This is a genomic window from Mesorhizobium sp. WSM3864 (genome assembly GCF_002294955.1).
Taxonomy (GTDB): Bacteria; Pseudomonadota; Alphaproteobacteria; order Rhizobiales; family Rhizobiaceae; genus Mesorhizobium.
Genome location: NZ_NSGD01000004.1, coordinates 114,119 through 135,358 on the forward strand (window position 1 = coordinate 114,119; position 21,240 = coordinate 135,358).

A 21,240-nucleotide genomic window follows, 5' to 3' on the forward strand; every position below is an offset into this window, starting at 1 on the left:
CAGCCGGACGCACGGGATCAGGTTTGAAGCATGCCTTCATTAAAAGACCTTCGTAACCGTATCGCCTCGGTCAAGGCGACGCAGAAGATCACCAAGGCGATGCAGATGGTCGCCGCGGCGAAGCTGCGTCGCGCGCAGGAAGCGGCGGAAGCGGCGCGTCCCTATTCCGAGCGGATGGGGGCGGTGCTGGCCAACATCACCCAGGCGATCGGCGGCGGCGGCGATGCCCCGGCGCTGATGACCGGCACCGGCAGGGACGACGTGCATCTGCTCATCGTCTGCACCGCCGAGCGCGGCCTCTGCGGCGGCTTCAATTCCCAGATCGCGCGCCTGGCCCGCGAGCATATTCGTAAGCTTCTCGCCGACGGCAAGCAGGTCAAGATCATCTGCGTCGGCAAGAAGGGTTTTGACATCCTGCGCCGCGAGTACGGCTCGCTGATCCTCGAGCGCGTCGACCTACGCGAGGTCAAGACGCTCGGCTTCGTCAATGCCGATGCGATCGCGCGCAAGGTGATCAACCTGTTCAACCAGGGCGGCTTCGACGTCTGCACGCTGTTCTATTCGCAGTTCAAGTCGGTGATCAGCCAGATTCCGACGGCGCAGCAGATCATCCCGGCGGCCCCGGCTTCCGCCGCTGCCGAGACGAGCAACGGCGCCACGGCCGTCTACGAATACGAGCCGGAGCCGGGCGAGATCCTCTCCGACCTCATCCCGCGCAACATCGCGGTGCAGATCTTCCGCGCGCTGCTGGAAAACGCGGCCGGCGAGATGGGCGCTAAGATGAGCGCGATGGACAATGCGACGCGCAACGCCGGCGACATGATCAACAGGCTGTCGATCACCTACAATCGCCAGCGGCAGGCGCAGATCACCAAGGAACTCATCGAAATCATTTCGGGCGCCGAGGCGCTCTAGGCGCGCCCCGCCGCCGAGGCCATGGACCTCGCGGCAGAAGGCGTGAGCAACAGACAGACGAAAAGGGCAAAGACGATGGCGAAAGCAGCTACCCCGAAGACCGCCGCCAAGGCGGCACCGGCCCCCAAGGCGGCAAAGGCTCCGGCAGCAGCCGCGAATGCCGCTCTGGCCAAGAAGGCGGCCGCTCCGGCCAAGGCAGCGGCTCCGGCGAAGGCGGCCAGCGTTGCGGCGAAGCGGGTCGGCGCCGCCGGCAAGGTGCGCCAGGTCATCGGCGCCGTCGTCGACGTCCAGTTCGAAGATCATTTGCCGGCCATTCTGAATGCGCTGGAAACCGACAATGTCGGCAACCGCCTGGTCCTCGAAGTCGCCCAGCATCTCGGCGAGAACACCGTGCGCTGCATCGCCATGGACTCGACCGAAGGTCTCGTGCGCGGCCAGGATGTCTATGACACCGGCGGACCGATTTCGGTGCCGGTCGGCCCGGGCATGCTCGGCCGCATCATCAACGTCATCGGCGAGCCGGTCGACGAGGCCGGCCCCGTCGACGCCGTCGAAATGCGCGCCATCCACCAGCCGGCTCCGGCCTATGTCGACCAGTCGACAGAAGCGCAGATCCTGGTCACCGGCATCAAGGTTCTCGACCTGCTGGCGCCTTATGCCCGCGGCGGCAAGATCGGGCTGTTCGGCGGCGCCGGCGTCGGCAAGACCGTGCTGATCCAGGAGCTGATCAACAACGTCGCCAAGGCCCACGGCGGCTTCTCGGTGTTCGCCGGCGTCGGCGAGCGCACCCGCGAAGGCAACGACCTCTATCACGAGTTTATCGAATCGGGCGTCAACAAGAAGGGCGGCGGCCAGGGCTCGAAGGCCGCGCTGGTGTACGGCCAGATGAACGAGCCGCCGGGCGCGCGCGCCCGCGTCGGCCTGACCGGCCTCACCGTCGCCGAGTATTTCCGCGACCAGGGCCAGGACGTGCTGTTCTTCGTCGACAACATCTTCCGCTTCACTCAGGCGGGATCGGAAGTGTCGGCGCTGCTCGGCCGCATCCCCTCGGCCGTGGGCTATCAGCCGACGCTCGCCACCGACATGGGCGCGCTGCAGGAGCGCATCACGACCACGACCAAGGGTTCGATCACCTCGGTGCAGGCCATCTACGTTCCGGCCGACGACTTGACCGACCCGGCGCCGGCCACGTCCTTCGCCCACCTCGACGCCACGACCGTGCTCAACCGCGCGATCTCGGAAAAGGGCATCTACCCGGCCGTTGATCCGCTCGATTCGACCTCGCGTATGCTCGACCCGATGGTTGTCGGCGAGGAGCACTACCAGGTCGCCCGCCAGGTGCAGTCGATCCTGCAGCGCTACAAGTCGCTGCAGGACATCATCGCCATCCTTGGCATGGACGAGCTGTCGGAAGAGGACAAGCAGACCGTTGCCCGCGCCCGCAAGATCGAGCGCTTCCTGTCGCAGCCGTTCTTCGTCGCCGAAGTGTTCACGGGCTCGCCCGGCAAGCTGGTCGACCTCGCCGACACCATCAAGGGCTTCAAGGGCCTCTGCGCCGGCGATTACGACCATCTGCCCGAAGCCGCCTTCTACATGGTCGGCGGCATCGAGGAAGCGGTCGAGAAGGCGCAGCGCCTGGCGGCTGAAGCGGCGTAAAGAAGCGAATAGCGAATAGGGAGTAGCGAATAGGGATCAGTGGGCCGGCCGAGTTTTTCACTACTCGCTACTCGCTATTTCCTACTCGCTAGATTGGCATGGCTGAAGCTTTCAAGTTCGAACTGGTCTCGCCGGAGCGGCTGCTCGTTTCCGAGCAGGTCGAGTCCGTCGTCATCCCGGGCGCCGAAGGCGAGATGACCGTGATGGCGCAGCACGCTCCGGTCATGACCACGATCAAGCCCGGCGTCGTCACGGTGAAAGCCGCGGCAGGCAAGGAAGAGCGCTACGTCGTGTTCGGCGGCTTCGCCGACATCCTGCCTTCCGGCTGCACGCTGCTGGCCGAATCGGCGGTCGCCGTCGGCGACATCGACCGCGCTGATCTCGCACGCCGCATCCAGGAAGCCAGGGAAGACGCCGCCGACGCCAAGGACGACGAGGCCCGCAGCAAGGCCGAGCAGTTTCTCAGCCAGCTCACCACGTTGGAAGGCGCGCTGCTGCCGGCCTGACGGCGGCCTCTTACGATGGACTGAAAGAGAGCGGGCTTGCCCCGGGGCTTGCCCCGCTTTTTTGTTTGCCCCGTTTTCTCGTTTTCTCGTTTGGGAGACGGTCCGCCCTGCTTGTCAGGGTGTCGTGCCGTTTCATGCAAACGGCGAGCCGCTCCATCTTCTTGTTTGGGTGATCGACCCCGACACGAGTTCGGCAGGCGACGACACGCCGGAAATCGTCGTGCCGCCTGATGAATATTTCATGCTCGGCGACAACCGCGACAATTTGGCCGACAGCCGCTTCACCGGGCACGGTGCCGTACGGCAATCTCGTTGGCAAGGCAGTGCGCCTGTTCTGGACGGGGGCTACTCTGCCGCACGGCAGGTCGTGAACGAGTCGGGCGAGTAGTCTCGGTGCAGAGACGCGCTACTCGGCCAGCCGGCGCGGTTCCTTGCCGATGCCGAGCGCCGCGAGAGCCAGCTTCGGACCGCCCTGCTTGAAATGGACGAGATGCGTGGCGACAAACTCGATCAATTTCTGTCGCTCCGGATGATCTTTGGCAAAGCCGGCGAGGTCGAACACGGCCTCGGCCATTGTTGCCGTCGGCAGATTGCGGCCGAACAGGTTGCTGAGGGCGTCGTCGAGCGGGTCGGTGAAATGACCCTCGGGCAAGCTGCCACCGCGCGCGGAGCATGCGGCGATCCAGGCGGCGACAACCAGCGACAGATGTTCCGGCAGCAGGCCCGCCTCCAGCCGGGCAAGCGCGGAAGCGACGATGCGCTGCGGCAGTTTCTGGCTGCCGTCATTGGCGATCTGCGCCGTGCGATGGGCAAGCGCGGTGTTGGAGAATCGCTGGGCGAGCTCGGCCGTGTAGGCGGCCGTATCGAGACCTGCATCCTCAGGCAGCGTCGGCACGGCTTCGGCCCACAATGCGTCGACAAACCGTCGGACCGACGGGTCGGCGAAGGCGCGGTCGACGGTGGCGTGGCCGCTGAGCAGGCCAAGATAGGCGATGCCGGAATGCGCGCCGTTGAGCAGCCTCAGCTTCATGTCCTCGAAGGGACCGACATCCTCGACCATGGTGACGCCGAATTTCTCCCAGGCCGGCCGCTCGGTGGGGAAACGATCCTCAATCACCCATTGCCGGAACGGCTCGGTCATCACCGGCCAGGTATCCTCGAGACCAAGCTCGCCGGCGATGCGGGCGCGGTCGGCGTCGGTGGTCGCCGGCACGATGCGGTCGACCATGGAAGACGGGAAGGCCACTTCGTTGGCGACATGGCGGGCGAGTTCGGTATCGTCCTGTCGAGCGAGCCCGGCATCGCCCTGTCGAGCGAGTCGTAAGTCGCGCAGCTTGGCAAACTCGAGCAACAGCTTGTGCAGCGTGGCGCCGTTGGCCGGAAGGTTGTCGCAGCACAGCACCGTGAAGGGCGGCGTGCCGGCGGCGCGGCGGCGCGCAAGCGCCTCGGCCAGGAAACCATGCGCCGTCCTGGGCGATCCAGGGTTTGCCAGATCGTGGACGATATCGGGATGAGTTTCGTCGAGGCTGCCGTCGGCGGCCCTCAGATAGGCCTTTTCGGTGATGGTCAGCGTGACGATGCGGGTGCGCGGATCGGTGAGCGCGGTAAGCACGGCGTCCGGATCTTCGGGCGCCACCAGCAACGACACGATCGAGCCGATGATCTGCAACTGCTCGCCGGCGCTGTCCCGGATCGCCAGCGTGTAGAGCCCGTCCTGCGGCGACAGCGCATCGCGTGTGTCGGGACTGCGCAGCGAGACGCCAATGATGCCCCAACCTGTATCGCCATCAGCCAGGGAGGCGTCGACATAGGCCGCCTGATGAGCGCGATGGAAGGCGCCGACGCCGAGATGGACGATGCCGGGCGTCACGGCGCCGCGATCGTAGCGGGGTATGGCGATTGCGACCGGCAGCTGCGCGATCGTGGCGTTCGACAGACGGCTGTTCATTCGTTTGAAGTCTCCGATCGGCGCGTCGAGCCTGGCAGGAATGGCGGCAGCGGCGTAGCACCCGTCGCTGCCCCGTACAATGCCGGGCTTTACGCAAAAGTCATCATACAACTAGCTGGTTTTTGTATGTTGACATTACTCTTTGCCAATCTACCAATGGGTTAGCCTGGGAGGAGCGAAGTGGCTGCATTGACTGATCCGGACCTGCTGTTCGCGCCGGAAACGCGAACGCTGGCTCGCGCCCTTCATGCAGGGGTCAAGGACCTGCTGATCGTCAGTCCGCATGGCCACACGGACCCGCGCTGGTATGCGCTCAACGAACCCTTTCCCGACCCGGCGCAGCTCCTGATCGTCCCGGACCACTACATCTTCCGCATGCTGTTCAGCCAGGGCGTTCGGTTGGAAGAGCTCGGCGTGCCGACGCTCGACGGAGCGCCGGTCGAGACCGACGGCCGAACGATCTGGCGGCGCTTTGCCGAGCATTACTATCTCTTCCGCGGCACGCCGACCCGGCTCTGGCTCGACCATGTGTTCGAGCACCTGTTCGGCATCGACGAACCGCTCAACGCCAGCACCGCTGATCGGTGCTACGACACGATCGCCGCGCTTCTTCAGCGCGCCGACTATCGGCCGCGGGCGCTGTTCGAGCGCTTCAACATCGAGGTGATCGCCACCACCGAAGGGGCGCTCGACGATCTCAAATGGCATCGGATGATCCGTGACAGCGGTTGGCAGGGCCGCGTCGTTACCGCCTACCGGCCGGACGCCGTGGTCGATCCCGACTTCGAAGGTTTCCTGGCCAATCTCGATCGCCTGGGCGAAATCACCGGATGCGACACCGGCACATGGGCCGGCTACCTCGAGGCGCACCGAAAACGCCGCGCCTATTTCAAGGAATTCGGCGCCACCTCGTCCGATCACGGCCATCCGACCGCCGACACCGCCAATCTTTCCGACACGGCGGCGCAGGAGCTGTTCGACAGCATCCGCCGCGGGTCGGAGGACGAGCGCGAGCGAAAACTGTTCCGCGCCCAGATGCTGACCGAGATGGCCAAGATGAGTCGCGACGATGGGCTGGTAATGCAGATCCATCCCGGGTCGTGGCGCAATCATTCGCCGGCTGTTTTCCAGAAATTCGGCCGCGACAAGGGCTTCGATATCCCGACCCGGACCGACTATGTGACGGCGCTGAAGCCGCTGCTCGACTGCGTCGGGCTGGAGCGAGACCTGACGATCATCCTGTTCACGCTCGACGAGACGAGCTATGCGCGCGAGCTGGCGCCGCTCGCCGGCGTCTATCCGGCGCTGAGGCTTGGGCCGGCCTGGTGGTTCCACGACAGCCCGGAAGGCATGCGCCGCTTCCGCGAGATGACCACCGAGACGGCGGGCTTCTACAATACGGTCGGCTTCAACGACGACACGCGCGCCTTTCCATCGATCCCGGCGCGCCACGACGTCGCGCGGCGTGTCGACTGTGCCTTCCTGGCGCGGCTCGTCGCCGAACATCGGCTGCGCGAGGAGGAAGCGCATGAGCTGGCGCGCGAACTTGCCTACACGCTTGCCAAGAAGGCGTACCGGCTCTGAGCCGGGCGCCAGGATTTGAAGGGCATGAAGTTCGGCAAGATCACGGTCTGGGAAGCGATACGCTCGAACTGGCCGTTCTACAGCGCGGGTATCGTGGTTCCGGCGCTGGTGACGTATATTCCCGCGATCTCGCTGTGGTTGCCAAGTGTCTTCAAGTAGGCGTCCTCAAATAGGGCGTTCAGATAGGGGAGTGCGACGTGGCCGGGCCCACGACGGATCTCAGGATCGAACGGAAGCCGAAGCTGTCGGAAACGGTGGTCGCGGCGATCCGCAAGCAGCTGTTGGCGGGCGAGATCCCGCCCGGGCACAAGCTGCCGACCGAAGGGCAACTCACGGAAACCTTCGGCGTCAGCCGCACCGTCATTCGCGAGGCGCTGGCAAAGCTTGCCGCCGACGGTCTCGTCGAGGCGCGGCAGGGCGCCGGCGTCTTCGTAACCGAACACATCTCCACCACGCTCGGCGTTTTAGCCGCCGACATGGGCGCCAAGGATTCGATCGCGCTCAACGTGCTCGAGGTGCGGCTGGCGATCGAGATCGAATCGGCCGGCCTTGCCGCCAACCGACGCAACGCGGCGCAAGAGGCGGCGATCCAAGAGGCTTTCTTCGAGTTCGAGCGGCTTCTGCTCGCCAGCCAGCCGACCGGTCCGGCGGATCTCGCCTTCCATAGGGCGATCGCCAGCGCCACCAATAACCCGTTCTATGTCGAGATGCTCGACGTGCTCGGCCGCCGCGCCATCCCCTGCGACGTCACCTCGCCCTGGTCGGCCGAGCTCGTCCAGTCCGACGAGTACCAGCGTGGCCTGCAACGGGAGCATCTGGTGATCCTCAACGCGATTTCGGCGGGCGACCCCGAAGCCGCGCGCGAGGCGATGCGGGCACATCTCACCTCGAGCCAGCAGCGCTACCGCGAGCGCCTACAGGCGCGGCAGGCCTATTACGCAAAGTCCGTGGCGGCTGCGTCGACCGGATAATCATTCGAGCAAGGTAGAGATGGACCAGACACACACCGGCGCTTTCATCTGGGCCATGGCTGGCGACAATGTCGACTATATCGACGTCGACCAGGTGGCGATGGACCAGCTCAAGTGAGCGATCTTTTCGCCTTCAGCCTTGCGGGAAAACGCATCCTCGTCACAGGCGCCAACACCGGCATCGGCCAAGGCATTGCAGTGTCGGTCGCGCGCGCCGGCGGCGCCGTCATCGGCGTCGGGCGCTCGGCGATGGATGAAACCGCGGAGAAGATCGCGGCCATTGGTGGCCAGTTCGAAACCGTGGCCGCCGATCTCGGCGATCCTGCCGCGGCTGCCGTCATGCTCGACCGGATATGGGACGAGAAGGGACCGCTCGACGGCTTGGTCAACAATGCCGGCATCATACGACGCGCCGACGCGGTCGATCTGACCGAAGCCGACTGGGACGAGGTGATGGACATCAATTTGAAGACGGTCTTCCGGCTTTGCCAGAGTTTTGCCAGACGCGTGCTGGCCGAGCCCGGGCGGCGCGGCAAGATCGTCAACATAGGCTCGGTGCTGAGCTTCCAGGGCGGCATCCGCGTCGCCTCCTACACCGCTTCGAAACATGGTGTGCTTGGCCTCACGAGGCTGCTCGCCTGCGAATGGGCGGCGAAAGGCATAAACGTCAACGGCATCGCGCCGGGCTATATCGAAACCAACAACACCGAACCCTTGCGCGCCGACCCCGACCGCAGCGCCGCCATCCTCGGACGCATTCCCGCGGGGCGCTGGGGCCGGCCGGGCGACATCGGCGACGCGGCCGTTTTCCTGCTCGCGCCCGCGTCGGACTACATGCATGGCGCGGTGATGCCGGTGGACGGCGGCTGGCTGGCGCGGTGACCATTCTGCCAATTTCGAACGGAAGCTAAGCGATGACGCCTCTCTTTTCACATGCCGGCGAAAAAGCCTGGGAGCCGACGCCCGACGGCAACAGACGGCGCGTGCTGGTGCACACGGCCGAACTGATGATGGTCGAATTCGCCTTCGACAAGGGCGGCCTCGGCGCGCTGCATTCGCATCCCCACGTCCAGGCAAGCTATGTCGCCGAAGGCCGCTTCGAAGTCACCATCGACGGCAAGTCAGAGATCCTGGCAGCGGGAAGCAGCTTCATCGTGCCGTCCAACCTGGTGCACGGCGTCAGGGCGCTGGAAGCGGGGCGGCTGGTCGACAGTTTTGCGCCTTATCGGGCCGACTTCCTATAGCGATATTCCTGTTGCCAAAGAAAAACCCGCGCCGTGAGGCGCGGGTTTGTTGCCTGGGCGCAGGTGGCGCCGCCGCGGTACTCAAACATTGCCGCAGGACGACAACGGTGCCGCAACATGGTGAAGATAGGTTTAACGAAGAGGACTGGCACTCTGCCGGCATATCGGCCAAAGAGACGGCGCGCCGCAGCTTTGGCAACGGATGAACTAAGCCGGCGGGAGCGGAAGTCGGAAATGGACGTCGCACGAAAATCAGAAGCCTTTTTGCGCAAGGCCATCAGGCGGCCGATCAGAGAGGTTCGGCGCTTGGCGCTGGATGTGAAGCGGCTGTGGCGGCTTTGGTTTGCTGGACGCTCGGCGCCTTACAAGAAGATATTCATTGCCGGCTGCGCGCGCAGCGGAACGACGCTGACCCAGCGCCTGATGGGGTGTTTCGAGGACACCTTCGTCCATCGAGCCGAAGCGAAATACACCCAGCTGGATATGTTGGACCGCTCCGAAACCAACCTTGTCGTCAAGCGCACGGATCGGGGTCATATGCATCTGGCGAAATTGCCCGCCGCCATTGGCCTGATCTACTGCGTTCGCCATCCTTTCGACGTGCTCACCAGCTCGCATCCGGAAAGCAGGGCGGAGCGCCGATTCCATGTCACCTCCGAACGCTGGCTGGCCGAGTACGAGGCCTTGCTGCGGCTGAGAAAGGCGCAGCCGGAGCGCGCGATTGTCTATGTCCGTTACGAGGACATGATCGCTCGGCCGGACGAGGTCCAGGAGAGGATCGCGCGAGCATTCGACCTCAGGCCGCATATCCGCTTCAGCGAGGATGCCGGTAACCCGATACGGGCAACATCGCTCAAGAAGTGGGAACGGAACGAGGAATACCTTGCCTATCTCAAAGCCCTGCCCCCCGCCTTCCTCGCCCGGCTGAGAGGGTTCTGTGACGAGTTCGGCTATGACATGCCGGAGTGGGCAAACGCATGACGTCGATGCTCGGTCTTTCAGCCGAACGGCGCGGACCTTTGATTACGCCCGATATGCTGTCGGGCGATGAGGGAGCCAGCATAAACGGCCCATCGCTGGTGAGGATGCCGGCCTGGGCGACCGGCCGGCTCGGAACGTATCACCTCTATTTCGCGCATCACAACGGCACCTACATCCGTCTAGCCTATTCAGATACGCTGCAAGGCCCTTGGCGGGTTCACCCGGGCGGCGTGCTTTCGCTTGGCGAGTGTCCTTTTCTGAGGGATCACATCGCCTCTCCCGACGTGCATGTCGACGAGCAGACCCGACGCATCGTCATGTATTTTCACGGCCCTGAGCGACATGGCCGCGAGCAGACGACCTTTGCGGCGACATCGGTCGACGGCCTTTGCTTCAACCCCAGTCCCCAGGCGCTAGGGCCGTTCTATGCGCGGATATTTCGGCACGACGGCTGGTGGTATGGGCTTTTCGGCACCGGCAGCATCAGGCTTCGCCGTTCGATCGATGGTCTTTCTGGCTTCGAGGAAGGGCCGGTCGTGCTGCCGGGCTCGAGCCGGGTTCGGCCGCGGCATGTGGCGGTGCAGAAGAGCGGGGATTCGCTGATTGTCTATTATACGCGCAAGGGCGACGCGCCGGAGCGCGTGATTTACGGCAGCATCGACCTTTCCAAGGACTGGCGGCGCTGGGTCGTGCGCGGCAGGACCGAATTGCTGAGACCCGGCACCGACTACGAGGGCGCCGGCCTGCCGGTTCGCCGCAGCAAGGCGGGCGTGGCAAGAAGCAAGGAGAATGGGCTGCGCGATCCGGCCATTTTCGAGGAGGATGGCCGGACCTGGCTGCTCTATGCCATTGCGGGCGAGAGCGGCATCGCGCTGGCCGAAATCCGACCGGGAGAACTCCGGGCTGTCGGGCTGCGAAAATCGATTGCGGATCTATGGAGCCGGCTTGGAGTCTGACGCGCCCTGCCTTTGCTAACCCTCGGCTCAGTGGACACTGCCGACCGCCTTGCCCTGCCATCTCGGTATCGCAGGGAGGAGCCGACACCTCCGGCAGAGACGGCGGCGCCGCCAGGCAAAAACGGCGGACAGCACGGGTTGCGATGGCCTTCGGGCGATCCGCGCCTTAAGAACGTGACCTCAGCCGAAACCGGGAATCACTCTCAAATGCAAAACGCGATGGCGGGGCGGGCATCGGTGGCGGGCATTGCGGCGGAGGGACGCGATCCGAAGCGGCGCGTGCTGAAGGACGTGTTCGGCTTCGACGATTTTCGGCCCGGTCAGGCCGACGTGATAGAGGCGCTGCTGTGCGGCCGCCACGTGCTGGCGGTCATGCCGACCGGCGCCGGCAAGTCGCTCTGTTACCAGGTTCCGGCGCTGGTCCTTGGCGGGCTCACCATCGTCGTCTCGCCGCTGGTGGCGCTGATGCAGGACCAGGTCGCAGCGCTGCGGCTCGCCGGCGTCGCCGCCGATACGATCAACTCCTCGCTGGATCGCGATGCCAATGTCGCGGCGTGGCGCCGCGTCGCCTCGGGCCAGACGCGTCTGCTCTATCTGGCGCCGGAGCGGCTGATGACCGAGCGGATGCTCGACGCGCTGGCCAGGCTCGACATCCGGCTGATCGCCGTCGACGAGGCGCATTGCATCTCGCAATGGGGGCCAGCCTTTCGGCGCGAATATGAGGACCTTGCGCGGCTGCGCGACCTCTTTCCGAAAGTGCCGATCATCGCGCTGACCGCGACCGCGGACGAAACGACGCGCACCGACATTTCGGCGCGGCTGTTTGCCGACAGTGTCGACACGCTGGTGCTGGGCTTCGACCGGCCGAACATCAAGCTTGCCATCGAGCCGAAGCAGGACAGCAAACGCCAGCTGTTGCGTTTCGTCGAACGCCATGCGGGGCAGAGCGGCATCGTCTATTGCCTGTCGCGCAGGAAGACAGAGGAGATGGCGGCCTTCCTCGAAAAGAACGGCGTCACCGCGCTCACTTACCATGCCGGCATGAGCAAGGAGGCGCGGGACGCGAACCAAAACGCTTTCATGACGCTGTCCGGCGTGGTCATGGTGGCGACCATCGCCTTCGGCATGGGCATCGACAAGCCGGACGTTGCCTATGTCTTCCACACCGACCTGCCGGCGAGCCTCGAGGCCTATTACCAGGAGATCGGCCGTGCCGGGCGCGACGGACGACCAGCCGAGGCACATATGCTCTACGGCCTCGGCGACATCCGCACGCGCCGCTTGTTCATCGACGACGAAGATGCCTCGCCGGAGCATAAGCGGCGCTCGCATGGCCGGCTGGACACGCTGATCGGCTATTGCGAGACGGCGAAATGCCGGCGCCAGGTCCTGCTTGGCTATTTCGGCGAAGGCGCCTCGCCTTGCGGCAATTGCGACAACTGCCTCAACCAGGCGCCGCGCGCGGACGGCGGCACCGAGGCGCGCATCATTCTTTCGGCCGTCGCGCAAACCGGCGAGCGGTTCGGGGCCTCCCATATCGTCGACATCCTGCTCGGCCACGAGACCGAGAAAGTGCTGGCCCGAGGTCAGCAAAGGCTTGCCAGCTTCGGCACCGGCGCGGCGCACAAGCGACCCGCGTGGCTGTCGCTGATCCGCCAGCTTGTGGCGGGCGGGTACCTGGTGCCGGACCCGGACGGCTATGGCGGCCTTGCCATTTCCGAGCGCGGCCGCGCGCTCGGCCGCGGCGAGATCGCCTTCGAGTATCGCGTCGAGACGCGGCACCGTTCCCTACGCGACAAGGCGCGTTCGGCCCAGGCCGCGGCGGACGCCGAAGACCTGGACGCCGCGCTGCTCGCCACGCTCAAGGCGCTGCGGCTGCGCCTGGCGAAGGAACGCCAGTTCCCGGCCTATGTCGTTTTCTCCGACCGCACGCTGATCGACATGGCCGAGCGCTGCCCGCGCGACCTCGCTGCCTTCGCCGCGGTGAACGGCGTCGGCGAAGCCAAGCTCAAGGAATTCGGCGAGGTCTTCTTGAGCGCGATTGCGGAGCATCAATCCGGCGGATCAGGTTGAGGCAAAATCGGCCGGCGCATCACGCTCGTCCGGCCCAACCTACAAACCGGATCACGCATTCAAACGATGATTGCCCGCAGCCGACGCGCAACGCCCGCTCTCAAGTTGCGCCCTGGATGGCCCCGATCATGGTTCTCACAGCGTCCAAGGGCTGCAAGCCGGCCTCGCGCACCAGCGTGCGCCAGCTGAAGAAGCTCAGCGCCAGCTGAAGCATCGCGCGCTGCCTGCCGTCGAGGCCTTGGCCGAGCACGTCCCGGCAGGCCGCGGCGGCAAGCGCGTGCGCTTCATCGATACACCCGATACGCCGCACGCTGAAATGTGAACGGCGCCGAGCGTGGTTCCACGCCGTTCCTGTGGAAACATTCCTGTTGCAATCTTCGAGGCAAACAGTTCGAATAAAGTCTTTCCGGCGGAACAAGAATTGTGAACAAGGGTGTGGTACGGCTTATTCCAAAGCCGAGGGCCTCAATATTCATCTGTGGTTGCGGTCATACCGGGTCGACCTTGCTCGCCCGGATATTGGCTGCGCATCCGGATGTCTTCAGTGTCCCGCGGGAGACAAGCGCTTTTGTCTCGGACAAAGGCGCCAGATGGACCAAGCTAAGCTTGCTTTTGCTTGAGGCGGCCATTTCGCGCCGGAGCGTCTGGGTCGAAAAAACCCCCGGGCATATTCATTACACCCGTCAGATACGCGAGACGATCCCGGATGCCCGTTTCATCGTGGTGACGCGCGATGGCCGTGATGTCGTGGCATCGCTCGGGCAGCGCTACGAGGGCGATTTCGACAGAGCTTTCCAAAGGTGGGTCGCCGACAGCAGGGCCTCGATGCTCTGCATCGAGAGGGGCGGGGCCATGTTGTGGCGCTACGAGGACTTTGTCGAGTCGCCTGCGCTCTCCATCGAACGGCTATGCCGCTTCATGGGTGTGGCCTTCGATACTGCCATCCTGGACTATCACCGGCATCCGGTCGTCTGGGGAAGGGCAAGAAGAGTTCGCACGGCGCATTCGGCTCGCCGTTCGGCGCAGGTCAACCAACCGATCACCGACTACAGGGGCGGCTGGCGATCGAAGCTGCCTGCGGAATTCGCCTCGCGTTTCGAGGCAGGTGAGGCCCAGGAGCTGATGGCCTATTTCGGATATTGCTGAGGGCGACTGTCGCGCTCCTTCGCCAAGCGCGCAGCGCCGACGAGCGATCGCCGGCTCTGCGAACGGTAGCGGCAAGCGTTCTTCCACCGAACATGGCGCCAGGCGTCAGTAAAATGGCGCCGCCCGCGACTGATTGAGGCGCAACGCCGGTTTAGCTTACTCTCATCCAGTCTCGCAAAGATGAGAAAACTGGATCTCGCGAACGGTCGACAAACGGGTCGTCCGATCCGTGCCGGCTGCCGGCACCGCCAATCCCACACAAAGGAAAAATAGATGGATCTGAACAATTTCTCCCGCCGCGGCGCCTTGGCCATTTTTGTAGGCGCCACACTTCTGTCCGCCGCGCCTGCGGCTCACGCCCAGCAGGCGTCGTCTGATGCAATCATTGGCACCTGGCAGGCGGACGACGGCAGCGTGAAGCTCGAGACGTTCAAGACCGGCTCCGAATTCCAAGCCCGTCTCCTCTATGGCAACCAACTGGTCGAGCCCGACGGCGTGACGTTCAAGAAGGACACCAAGAACCCCAATCCGGCGCTGCGCTCGCGGTCGATGAAGAATGCCATCTTCATCACCGGCCTCCATTGGGATGACGGCGCATGGACGGGCGGCTCCCTCTATGACGGCTCCTCGGGACGCACCTACAACTGCGAGGTGCGCATCAAGAATGGCAAGATGAACCTCAGGGGCTACATCGGCCTTCCGGCCCTCGGCCAGACGCGCACCTTCCATCGCGTCTGACGGCAGTGGATGGGAGTTGGCTGGCCCCGCAAAATGCCGGGCCGCCCAACTCCCGCACTTGTCGGAGCTTGGGTTGTCGCTGCCCGTCGCCGCACCCTCGTGAGCCACGGCGGCTGCCGCCCAGAGGTTGGCGGAAATTGCAAGTACCGTGGCAGCGATCGCCAATGCGTGCCGACCCCTTTTGCCCCAGAATTCAACATCAAATAGGAAAGGCACAAATCAAATGGCTAAGAAAGCAAACAGAACCGCGCTCGTCACTGGCGCATCCTCTGGCATGGGCAAGGAAATCGCCCGGCGTCTGATCAAGGACGGCTTCAAGGTCTATGTCGCCGCCCGCACCGTCGACAAAATGGCCGATCTTGCCAAGCTTGGCGCCATTCCGGTGCGCATGGACATTTCAGTGAATGCCGACATCGAGGCCGCCGTGGAAACGATACTCGCCCAGTCCGGCGGTGTCGACGTTCTCGTCAACAACGCCGGTTTTGGTCTTTACGGGCCGGTGGAAGACGTGACGATCGATGAGGCTCGCTACCAGTTCGAGGTCAATGTTTTCGGTCCCGCCCGGCTGACCCAGCTCCTGCTGCCGGCCATGCGCAAGAAGGGCGCTGGAACCATCGTCAACATCACCTCGATGGGCGGCAAGATCTATACGCTTCTCGGCGCGTGGTACCATGCCACCAAACATGCGCTTGAGGGCTGGTCGGACAGCCTGAGGCTCGAGCTAGCCCCCTTCGGCATCAAGGTCGTCGTCGTCGAGCCGGGCCTGATCGAGACGGGCTTTGGCGATGTCGTCGCCGATGGCCTGGTCAAGCGGTCGGCAAGCAGCGCCTATGCCAAGGTTTCCCAAGCGGTCGCCAAGACAACGCGGGACACCTATGGCCACGGCCGCGGCACCAACCCGGGCATTATTGCCGATGTGGTTTCGGAGGCCGTCCGGGCGCGCAAGCCTAAGACCCGTTACGCTGCCGGCAAATACGCCAAGCCTATGATCGCTATCCGCAAATGGTTCGGCGACCGCATGTTCGACCGGATCATCATGAGCCAAATGCGATAAACAAGACCGGGATGGGCCGCTTGGCGGCGGCCCGTCGACGATGTGGAGTACAGGAGAACAGGTCATGGGCGCAGCTCCTGCTGACAAATGCAAGGTCCCGCAGGCGTTCTGGCGGGCGATCGAAGGCCTCGGGCTTCCGGCCGCTGCCGTGCTGAGGCAGGCGCGGCTGCCGGCGACGCTGCACTTGAACCCACAAAGTCTGGTGACGACGCACCAGTACTTCGCGATTTTCAAGGCCCTGGAAGAACTCACCTCCGACCCCGGGGTCGGCATCAGGTTGGTCAAGAGTGCCGATACCGCCGTCCATCCGCCGTCTACTTTGGCCGCATTCCACGCGCGGGATTACCGCGACGGATTGTCGAGGATCGCCAGGTTCAAGAGACTCTGCACGCCCGAACAGCTGCATATCTCCGAAACAAGGGGCGAGGTGGCGATCACGAGCGAGTGGTTCTATGCGACGGAGCCGGAGCCGGCCATTGCCGTCGACATTACGTTCGCGTTTCTGCTCGAACTGGGCCGGCGCGGAACCGGGCAGAACCTGGCGCCTGTCCTGGTCGAACTCACCCGTGCCGATCCCAACAGCGACGTTCTCAGCTCTTACTTTTCCTGTCCCATCCGCTACGGCGCGCCGCGTGACGTGCTGATCTTGAAAAGCAGCGATCTGAACCGTCCGTTTCCGGGACACAATCCAGAGCTTTTGGAAATTCTCACGCCGGCGCTTGCATCCGCCCTGGGTGAACTCCAGGCGCTCAGTTCGATCCGCGAGCAGGTGAAGATGGTCCTGAAAAGGAGCCTGGCCAGCGGCCGGCCGGAACTGTCCGGCATTGCAACCGATCTCGGCCTCAGCGAACGAACGCTGCAACGCCGTATCACCGAGGAAGGCACCACCTTTCGTGAACTCCTGGTGGAAGCAAGACACGAGCTGGGCCGCCAGCTTCTGGCCGATGCCTCTGCCGACATCAACGAGGTCGCTTGCCTGCTCGGCTACCAGGACACGAGTTCATTCTATCGTGCCTTCCGCGACTGGGAAGGCACTACCCCCAATAGGTGGCGCGAACTGAATATGGGTCGAGCGTCGGGACCTGGTGGCACCAGCTTGCACTAGCCTGAGATGATTGGCGGTCTACGGCCGGAGGCATTTGTCCCATCTGTGATCTGTCGACTTGCTTGGATTGGCGCGAGTCACGAGTCGAATGGCGCCTGGCGCTAATCAGCATCCTTTTCGCCAGTGCTAACACCCGCCTAGGGATTCATCGACGTGAGCGAAGCTCCGGCTTCCAAAGGTGTGCAAGATGCGCCACGATTTTTGGATGTTCTTCAGAACCTGGCTGAGCGCTCCGCTCCGCGTGGCAGCAGTCGCGCCTTCTGGCAAGGCGCTTGCGAGGATCATGACGCAGGATATAACCGCGGAGACCGGGCTGGTAGTCGAACTTGGACCCGGCACCGGTGTTTTCACCTCGCGGCTGCTGGAGCGCGGCGTGCGGCCAGAAGACTTGACCTTGGTTGAGTACGGGGCGGAGTTCGCACAGCATCTCCAGTCCCGTTTTCCTCGGGTGCGGGTATTGCAGATGGACGCGGCTGCCATCGGAGACATCTCGCTTCAAAGAGGGGCAGCCGGAGCCGTCATCAGCGGCCTACCGCTTCTGAGCATGCCTGACCACAAGGTCATCGCGATCCTGGGTGGCGCCTTTTCACTGCTGCGGCCCGGAAGCGCTTTCTATCAGTTTACCTATGGTCCACGCTGTCCCGTGCCGCGTCCCATTCTGGAGGGATTGGAATTGCGTGCCACGCGCATAGGCCGGACATTGCAGAACGTGCCGCCAGCCGCAGTCTACAAGATTTCGCGGCTCAGGACTTGGGATCGGCCCCAGGGGCGCAAAGCTACGGAGCAGCCTAAAGGGGTTTCGGCCGTTGCAAGTTGAGTGCTTGTCGCCCATCGGCCCTGAAAAACGGTCAACCGAATCCGTTTGTCCATTTCGTCAAAGATTCGAAAAACGACGCCTTTTGTAGCCGACCCGGAAAGCCTCCCGAGCTGCCCGGCGGGGCAGGCCCGGGGGAGGGGTCGGTCTACGCGTCCAGGCTGCATCGGGAGAGCCCGCGCGGCCTTAGTGCCCTTCCGCATCGTGTTCAGTTTAACCGGGGCAGAAGTCGCTAAGGGCCGCAATGCCGCCGTTCTGAGTTTCAGATAGTTGTTGGAGGTCGTGGCGGAGAGGGAGGGATTCGAACCCCCGATACCCTTGCGAGTATGCCGCATTTCGAGTGCGGTGCATTCGACCACTCTGCCACCTCTCCGCGAGGTCATGGTCGGCCGTTTGCCGGCGCGGCGCACTAGATAACGGCTGACCGCCGCAGTTACAAGGCCCTGGTCGACCGATTTCCCGCTTGTTGAAAAAAGCGTCGGCGAGGCGACGGACCGGCGCGCGCCCCGCGGCATGCTCCAGGAGCAGGGGCCGCTTGCCTTGACTTCCTTGCGACCTTCGGCTAGGGACAGCCCGCATTCGGCGTGGGGCTTCTCCGCGCCGCTTGTTTTTTGAACCCGCAGACTGACAAAAAGACGGCCGAACCGCCTGAAGCGGTTCATCGAGGCCGACCGAACAGCGAAAGGCAAAAAATGTTCGCAGTCATCAAAACGGGCGGCAAGCAGTATCGCGTCGCCGCCAACGATCTGCTCAAGATCGAGAAAGTCGAAGCCAAGGTCGGCGAGATCGTCGAGATCGGCACTGTTCTCGCGCATGGCGAGGGTGAGAATGTCACCTTCGGCGCGCCGTTCGTCGATGGCGCTCTGGTCACGGCGGAAGTCGTCGAGCAGGGCAAGAACCGCACCGTCATCGCTTTCAAGAAGCGCCGCCGCCAGAATTCGCGCCGCAAGATCGGCCACCGCCAGCTTCTGACCACCGTCCGGATCTCCGAGATCCTGCTGGGCGGCGCCAAGCCGTCGAAGAAGGCCACCGCCAAGGCTGAGGCCAAGGCGCCCGAAGCCAAGGCAGACGTCGCCGCCGAGGCGAAGGCCGAAGCCGCTCCGAAGGAGGCCAAGGCCAAGAAGGAAGCCAAGGCAGAGGCCGCCCCCAAGGAAGCTCCCGCCAGCGAAGAGGCCAAGGCCGCGCCACTGTTCAAGGCACCGAAGGGCGAGCCGGACGATTTGACCGTGATCAAGGGCATCGGTCCCGTCGCGGCGAAGGACCTCGCCGAGCAGGGCATCGTCACCTTCGCACAGCTGGCCAAGCTGACCGAGAAGGATGTCGCCAAGATCGACGAGCACATGCCGTTCAGCGCCGACCAGATCAAGGACTGGCGCGAGCAGGCCAAGGAGCTGGCGAAAAAGAAGTAAGGACGGCCGGCGACAATCGTCGCCGGTACGGACTTGAAACGGAACGCGAACGCGTTCATAAGACCATTCAAGCGCCTCAGGGCGCATCGGAGTTAGTTAGATGGCACACAAGAAAGCTGGCGGTTCGTCGCGCAACGGTCGCGATTCGCACTCCAAGCGTCTCGGCGTGAAGAAGTTCGGTGGCGAAGCCGTCGTCGCCGGCAACATCATCATTCGTCAGCGCGGCACGCAATGGCATCCGGGCACCAACGTTGGCATGGGCACCGACCACACCCTTTTTGCGCTCGAAGCCGGCGCAGTCACCTTCAACAAAAAAGCCAACGGCCGAACCTACGTCTCGGTAAACCCGATCACCAAAGCAGCGGAGTAGCCGGTTCCGCACCATAACACCGGCGCCCATCTCGGGAACCGGTGTCTGGCCAGGCCAGGAAAAGGATCAGGAGAGATGGGCTTCCATCTCTCCTTTTTCATTTTTCTTTGCCCTGGAGGACTAAAATGGTTGCCGAAGCGGAAGACACCGAAGACGAAAGTTACGCGATCGATTGCCCGGTGCTCGCCACCGAGCGCCTGGTCATGCGCGCTCCGCGCGAGAGCGATCTCGCGCAACTCGTCGCTCTGGCCGACAACCGTCACGTCGCCGAAATGCTGGCCCGCATGCCGCATCCTTACGGCGAAGCCGAGGCCCGCGCCTTCCTCGCCATGGCCTCGTCGCGCCGCGCCGGCATCGCCTATGCGCTGACGCTCGCCGGAACCGGCACTTTCGTCGGCTGCGCGGGGTTGAATACCACCGATCGCGGGCTGGAGCTGGGCTACTGGATCGGCGAGCCTTACTGGAAGCGCGGCTATGCGACCGAGGCGGCGCACGCGCTGGTCGACCTTGCCTTCCAGAAGACCTCGATCCAGGTGCTGCATGCCTCGACCAGGGTCATCAATCCGGCATCGCGCCGCGTCATCCACAAGTGCGGCTTTCAGTATGCCGGCCAGGGCATGCTGAACTCGATCGTCGCCGGCCAGGTGCCGGTCGAGCGCTACCGGCTGGACCGCAAGACCTGGACGAGCCTGCGCAACTGGGTGCACTTCTAGGCATGTTGAAATTCAGGTGAGGCCGGCCCGCAAATGACGGTTTCCTGCGCTTCCGGTGCTCGCGTACTTTCAGTACGCTCCGCTCCGGTTCTCGGAAGCCGTCATTTTCGGCTCAGCCTGACCTGAATAGCAACACGCATAGGCGTCGGCGCTCAAAGACGACTCAACCCAATTCGACCCAGACCGGCAGGTGGTCCGATCCACGCGCCTGCCGGTCGGCCCACAGGCGCTTCAGCGAGCCGGCGAGCGAAGCGCTGGTGAAGACGTAGTCGATGCATTTGTGGCGGCCCGCATCGTTGGGTCGATTGGGGTCGATCCAGGTGAAGAGGCCGGAAACCTCCAGGCGCTGGGCGACATCGACGGCGAGATCGGCGGTGAGCGGCATGCCGAATTCATGGTCCGGACGTCCGGCGAGTTCGACATATTCAGGCGATCCGGGCAGCATGTTGAAGTCGCCCATGACGATGAAGGCTTCCGGATAGGGCAGGTCCGGCAGGCCGATTTCGGGAATGCCGGAAAGGCCGCCGCCTTCCAGCGCGTAGTTGAGCAGGCGCTGGCGCAGGAAACGGATTTGGCTCTGACGCTCGACGGGGCTGCGGTGGTCGAGATGGGTGGAGTAGAAGCGGATGAAGCCGAGCGGCGTCTCGATTAGCGCCTCCAGCGCGCCGCGCTGGAAGTTCATCCGCTCCAGGCTGCGGCTGCGCGGCAGAAGGAGATTACGCGACAGATGAATGGGCGTCTTCGACAGCACCATATTGCCGAGCTGGAAGGTGCGGGTGACGGCGCGGCCGGCATCCAGGCGCGAGCCGATATTGACCTCGAAATTGCTGGCATAGGCGACAAAATAGTCCGGCAGCGCTTCGCCGATCTCGGCCACCATGTCGCGGTCGCCGTTGCGCGGGTTGTTGCGGGTGACTTCCTGCAGGGCGATGACATCGGCGCCGCGCACCGCGTCGGCGATGCGGCCGACATCGTATTTGCCGTCGAGGCCGATGCCATACTGGATGTTGTAGGTGACAAGCTTCATTCCCGCCTCCCGGTCTCGCCCGCGAACAGT

The 21,240-nt window shown here is 64.0% G+C and carries 23 protein-coding genes and 1 tRNA gene; 21 read left to right on the forward strand and 3 right to left on the reverse strand.

Annotated elements, in window-relative coordinates; all coding sequences use genetic code 11:
• The first annotated feature begins 30 nt into the window (after positions 1-30).
• From CK215_RS10830 to CK215_RS31605, 4 genes are all read left to right on the forward strand, one after another.
• Positions 31-915: a F0F1 ATP synthase subunit gamma gene (locus tag CK215_RS10830; RefSeq protein WP_067001531.1), complete on the forward strand. Its 885-nt coding sequence runs from the start codon at positions 31-33 to the stop codon at positions 913-915.
• Positions 916-990: 75 nt separating this feature from the next.
• Entirely contained in the window at positions 991-2,571 is a 1,581-nt protein-coding gene (atpD, locus tag CK215_RS10835) for a F0F1 ATP synthase subunit beta (RefSeq protein WP_170950274.1), read from the forward strand.
• A 98-nt stretch (positions 2,572-2,669) separates the two neighbouring features.
• A complete protein-coding gene (locus CK215_RS10840) occupies positions 2,670-3,077 on the forward strand; it encodes a F0F1 ATP synthase subunit epsilon (protein ID WP_095830938.1) in 408 nt (135 codons plus the stop codon).
• A gap of 124 nt (positions 3,078-3,201) precedes the next feature.
• Positions 3,202-3,465 carry a S26 family signal peptidase gene (locus CK215_RS31605; protein WP_095830939.1) on the forward strand — a complete coding sequence of 88 codons (264 nt, stop codon included), beginning with the start codon at positions 3,202-3,204 and terminating at the stop codon, positions 3,463-3,465.
• A gap of 18 nt (positions 3,466-3,483) precedes the next feature.
• On the opposite strand, the gene CK215_RS10850 is transcribed toward CK215_RS31605, so the two are convergent.
• Positions 3,484-5,025 carry a mannitol dehydrogenase family protein gene (locus CK215_RS10850; RefSeq protein WP_095830940.1) on the reverse strand — a complete coding sequence of 514 codons (1,542 nt, stop codon included), beginning with the start codon at positions 5,023-5,025 and terminating at the stop codon, positions 3,484-3,486.
• Between the two features lie 180 nt (positions 5,026-5,205).
• Between CK215_RS10850 and uxaC the strand changes: the two genes are divergently transcribed.
• From uxaC to CK215_RS10915, 14 genes are all read left to right on the forward strand, one after another.
• Positions 5,206-6,609: a glucuronate isomerase gene (gene uxaC, locus CK215_RS10855; RefSeq protein ID WP_095830941.1), complete on the forward strand. Its 1,404-nt coding sequence runs from the start codon at positions 5,206-5,208 to the stop codon at positions 6,607-6,609.
• A gap of 24 nt (positions 6,610-6,633) precedes the next feature.
• On the forward strand, positions 6,634-6,768 hold the full coding sequence (locus tag CK215_RS32260) for a hypothetical protein (protein ID WP_280953076.1): 135 nt from the start codon (positions 6,634-6,636) through the stop codon (positions 6,766-6,768).
• Between the two features lie 38 nt (positions 6,769-6,806).
• Positions 6,807-7,580, forward strand: a complete 774-nt coding sequence (locus tag CK215_RS10860; protein WP_095830942.1) for a FadR/GntR family transcriptional regulator — start codon at positions 6,807-6,809, stop codon at positions 7,578-7,580.
• A 114-nt stretch (positions 7,581-7,694) separates the two neighbouring features.
• Complete coding sequence (gene kduD, locus CK215_RS10865) at positions 7,695-8,462, forward strand: 2-dehydro-3-deoxy-D-gluconate 5-dehydrogenase KduD (protein WP_095830943.1); 768 nt, start codon at positions 7,695-7,697, stop codon at positions 8,460-8,462.
• Between the two features lie 32 nt (positions 8,463-8,494).
• Entirely contained in the window at positions 8,495-8,824 is a 330-nt protein-coding gene (locus CK215_RS10870; RefSeq protein ID WP_095782624.1) for a cupin domain-containing protein, read from the forward strand.
• A gap of 33 nt (positions 8,825-8,857) precedes the next feature.
• Entirely contained in the window at positions 8,858-9,805 is a 948-nt protein-coding gene (locus CK215_RS10875; RefSeq protein ID WP_245418661.1) for a sulfotransferase, read from the forward strand.
• Complete coding sequence (locus CK215_RS10880; RefSeq protein WP_095830944.1) at positions 9,802-10,761, forward strand: hypothetical protein; 960 nt, start codon at positions 9,802-9,804, stop codon at positions 10,759-10,761. The genes CK215_RS10875 and CK215_RS10880 overlap by 4 nt, the downstream gene beginning before the upstream one ends.
• Before the next feature lie 207 nt (positions 10,762-10,968).
• A complete protein-coding gene (recQ, locus tag CK215_RS10885) occupies positions 10,969-12,834 on the forward strand; it encodes a DNA helicase RecQ (RefSeq protein WP_245418662.1) in 1,866 nt (621 codons plus the stop codon).
• A gap of 70 nt (positions 12,835-12,904) precedes the next feature.
• Entirely contained in the window at positions 12,905-13,156 is a 252-nt protein-coding gene (locus tag CK215_RS30705) for a hypothetical protein (RefSeq protein ID WP_141245468.1), read from the forward strand.
• Positions 13,157-13,440: 284 nt separating this feature from the next.
• Positions 13,441-13,980, forward strand: a complete 540-nt coding sequence (locus CK215_RS10895) for a sulfotransferase (RefSeq protein ID WP_348628592.1) — start codon at positions 13,441-13,443, stop codon at positions 13,978-13,980.
• A gap of 273 nt (positions 13,981-14,253) precedes the next feature.
• On the forward strand, positions 14,254-14,718 hold the full coding sequence (locus CK215_RS10900; RefSeq protein ID WP_095782620.1) for a DUF2147 domain-containing protein: 465 nt from the start codon (positions 14,254-14,256) through the stop codon (positions 14,716-14,718).
• A 223-nt stretch (positions 14,719-14,941) separates the two neighbouring features.
• Complete coding sequence (locus CK215_RS10905; protein ID WP_095830947.1) at positions 14,942-15,772, forward strand: oxidoreductase; 831 nt, start codon at positions 14,942-14,944, stop codon at positions 15,770-15,772.
• A 64-nt stretch (positions 15,773-15,836) separates the two neighbouring features.
• A complete protein-coding gene (locus CK215_RS10910; RefSeq protein WP_095830948.1) occupies positions 15,837-16,877 on the forward strand; it encodes an AraC family transcriptional regulator in 1,041 nt (346 codons plus the stop codon).
• 187 nt (positions 16,878-17,064) lie between these two features.
• Positions 17,065-17,694 carry a methyltransferase domain-containing protein gene (locus tag CK215_RS10915; protein WP_067001571.1) on the forward strand — a complete coding sequence of 210 codons (630 nt, stop codon included), beginning with the start codon at positions 17,065-17,067 and terminating at the stop codon, positions 17,692-17,694.
• Positions 17,695-17,974: 280 nt separating this feature from the next.
• Here CK215_RS10915 and CK215_RS10920 read toward each other — a convergent pair.
• Positions 17,975-18,064: transfer RNA gene (locus CK215_RS10920), tRNA-Ser, on the reverse strand.
• A 319-nt stretch (positions 18,065-18,383) separates the two neighbouring features.
• Between CK215_RS10920 and rplU the strand changes: the two genes are divergently transcribed.
• The 3 genes from rplU to CK215_RS10935 all read left to right on the forward strand — a co-directional run bounded on the left by rplU (position 18,384) and on the right by CK215_RS10935 (position 20,183).
• A complete protein-coding gene (gene rplU / locus CK215_RS10925) occupies positions 18,384-19,100 on the forward strand; it encodes a 50S ribosomal protein L21 (RefSeq protein WP_067001574.1) in 717 nt (238 codons plus the stop codon).
• 100 nt (positions 19,101-19,200) lie between these two features.
• Positions 19,201-19,470, forward strand: a complete 270-nt coding sequence (gene rpmA / locus CK215_RS10930) for a 50S ribosomal protein L27 (protein ID WP_040991608.1) — start codon at positions 19,201-19,203, stop codon at positions 19,468-19,470.
• A 125-nt stretch (positions 19,471-19,595) separates the two neighbouring features.
• Positions 19,596-20,183 carry a GNAT family protein gene (locus CK215_RS10935; RefSeq protein ID WP_067001577.1) on the forward strand — a complete coding sequence of 196 codons (588 nt, stop codon included), beginning with the start codon at positions 19,596-19,598 and terminating at the stop codon, positions 20,181-20,183.
• Between the two features lie 163 nt (positions 20,184-20,346).
• Here the strand turns inward: CK215_RS10935 and CK215_RS10940 are convergent, their stop codons facing one another.
• Entirely contained in the window at positions 20,347-21,210 is an 864-nt protein-coding gene (locus CK215_RS10940) for an endonuclease/exonuclease/phosphatase family protein (RefSeq protein ID WP_095824117.1), read from the reverse strand.
• Positions 21,211-21,240 lie beyond the last annotated feature (30 nt).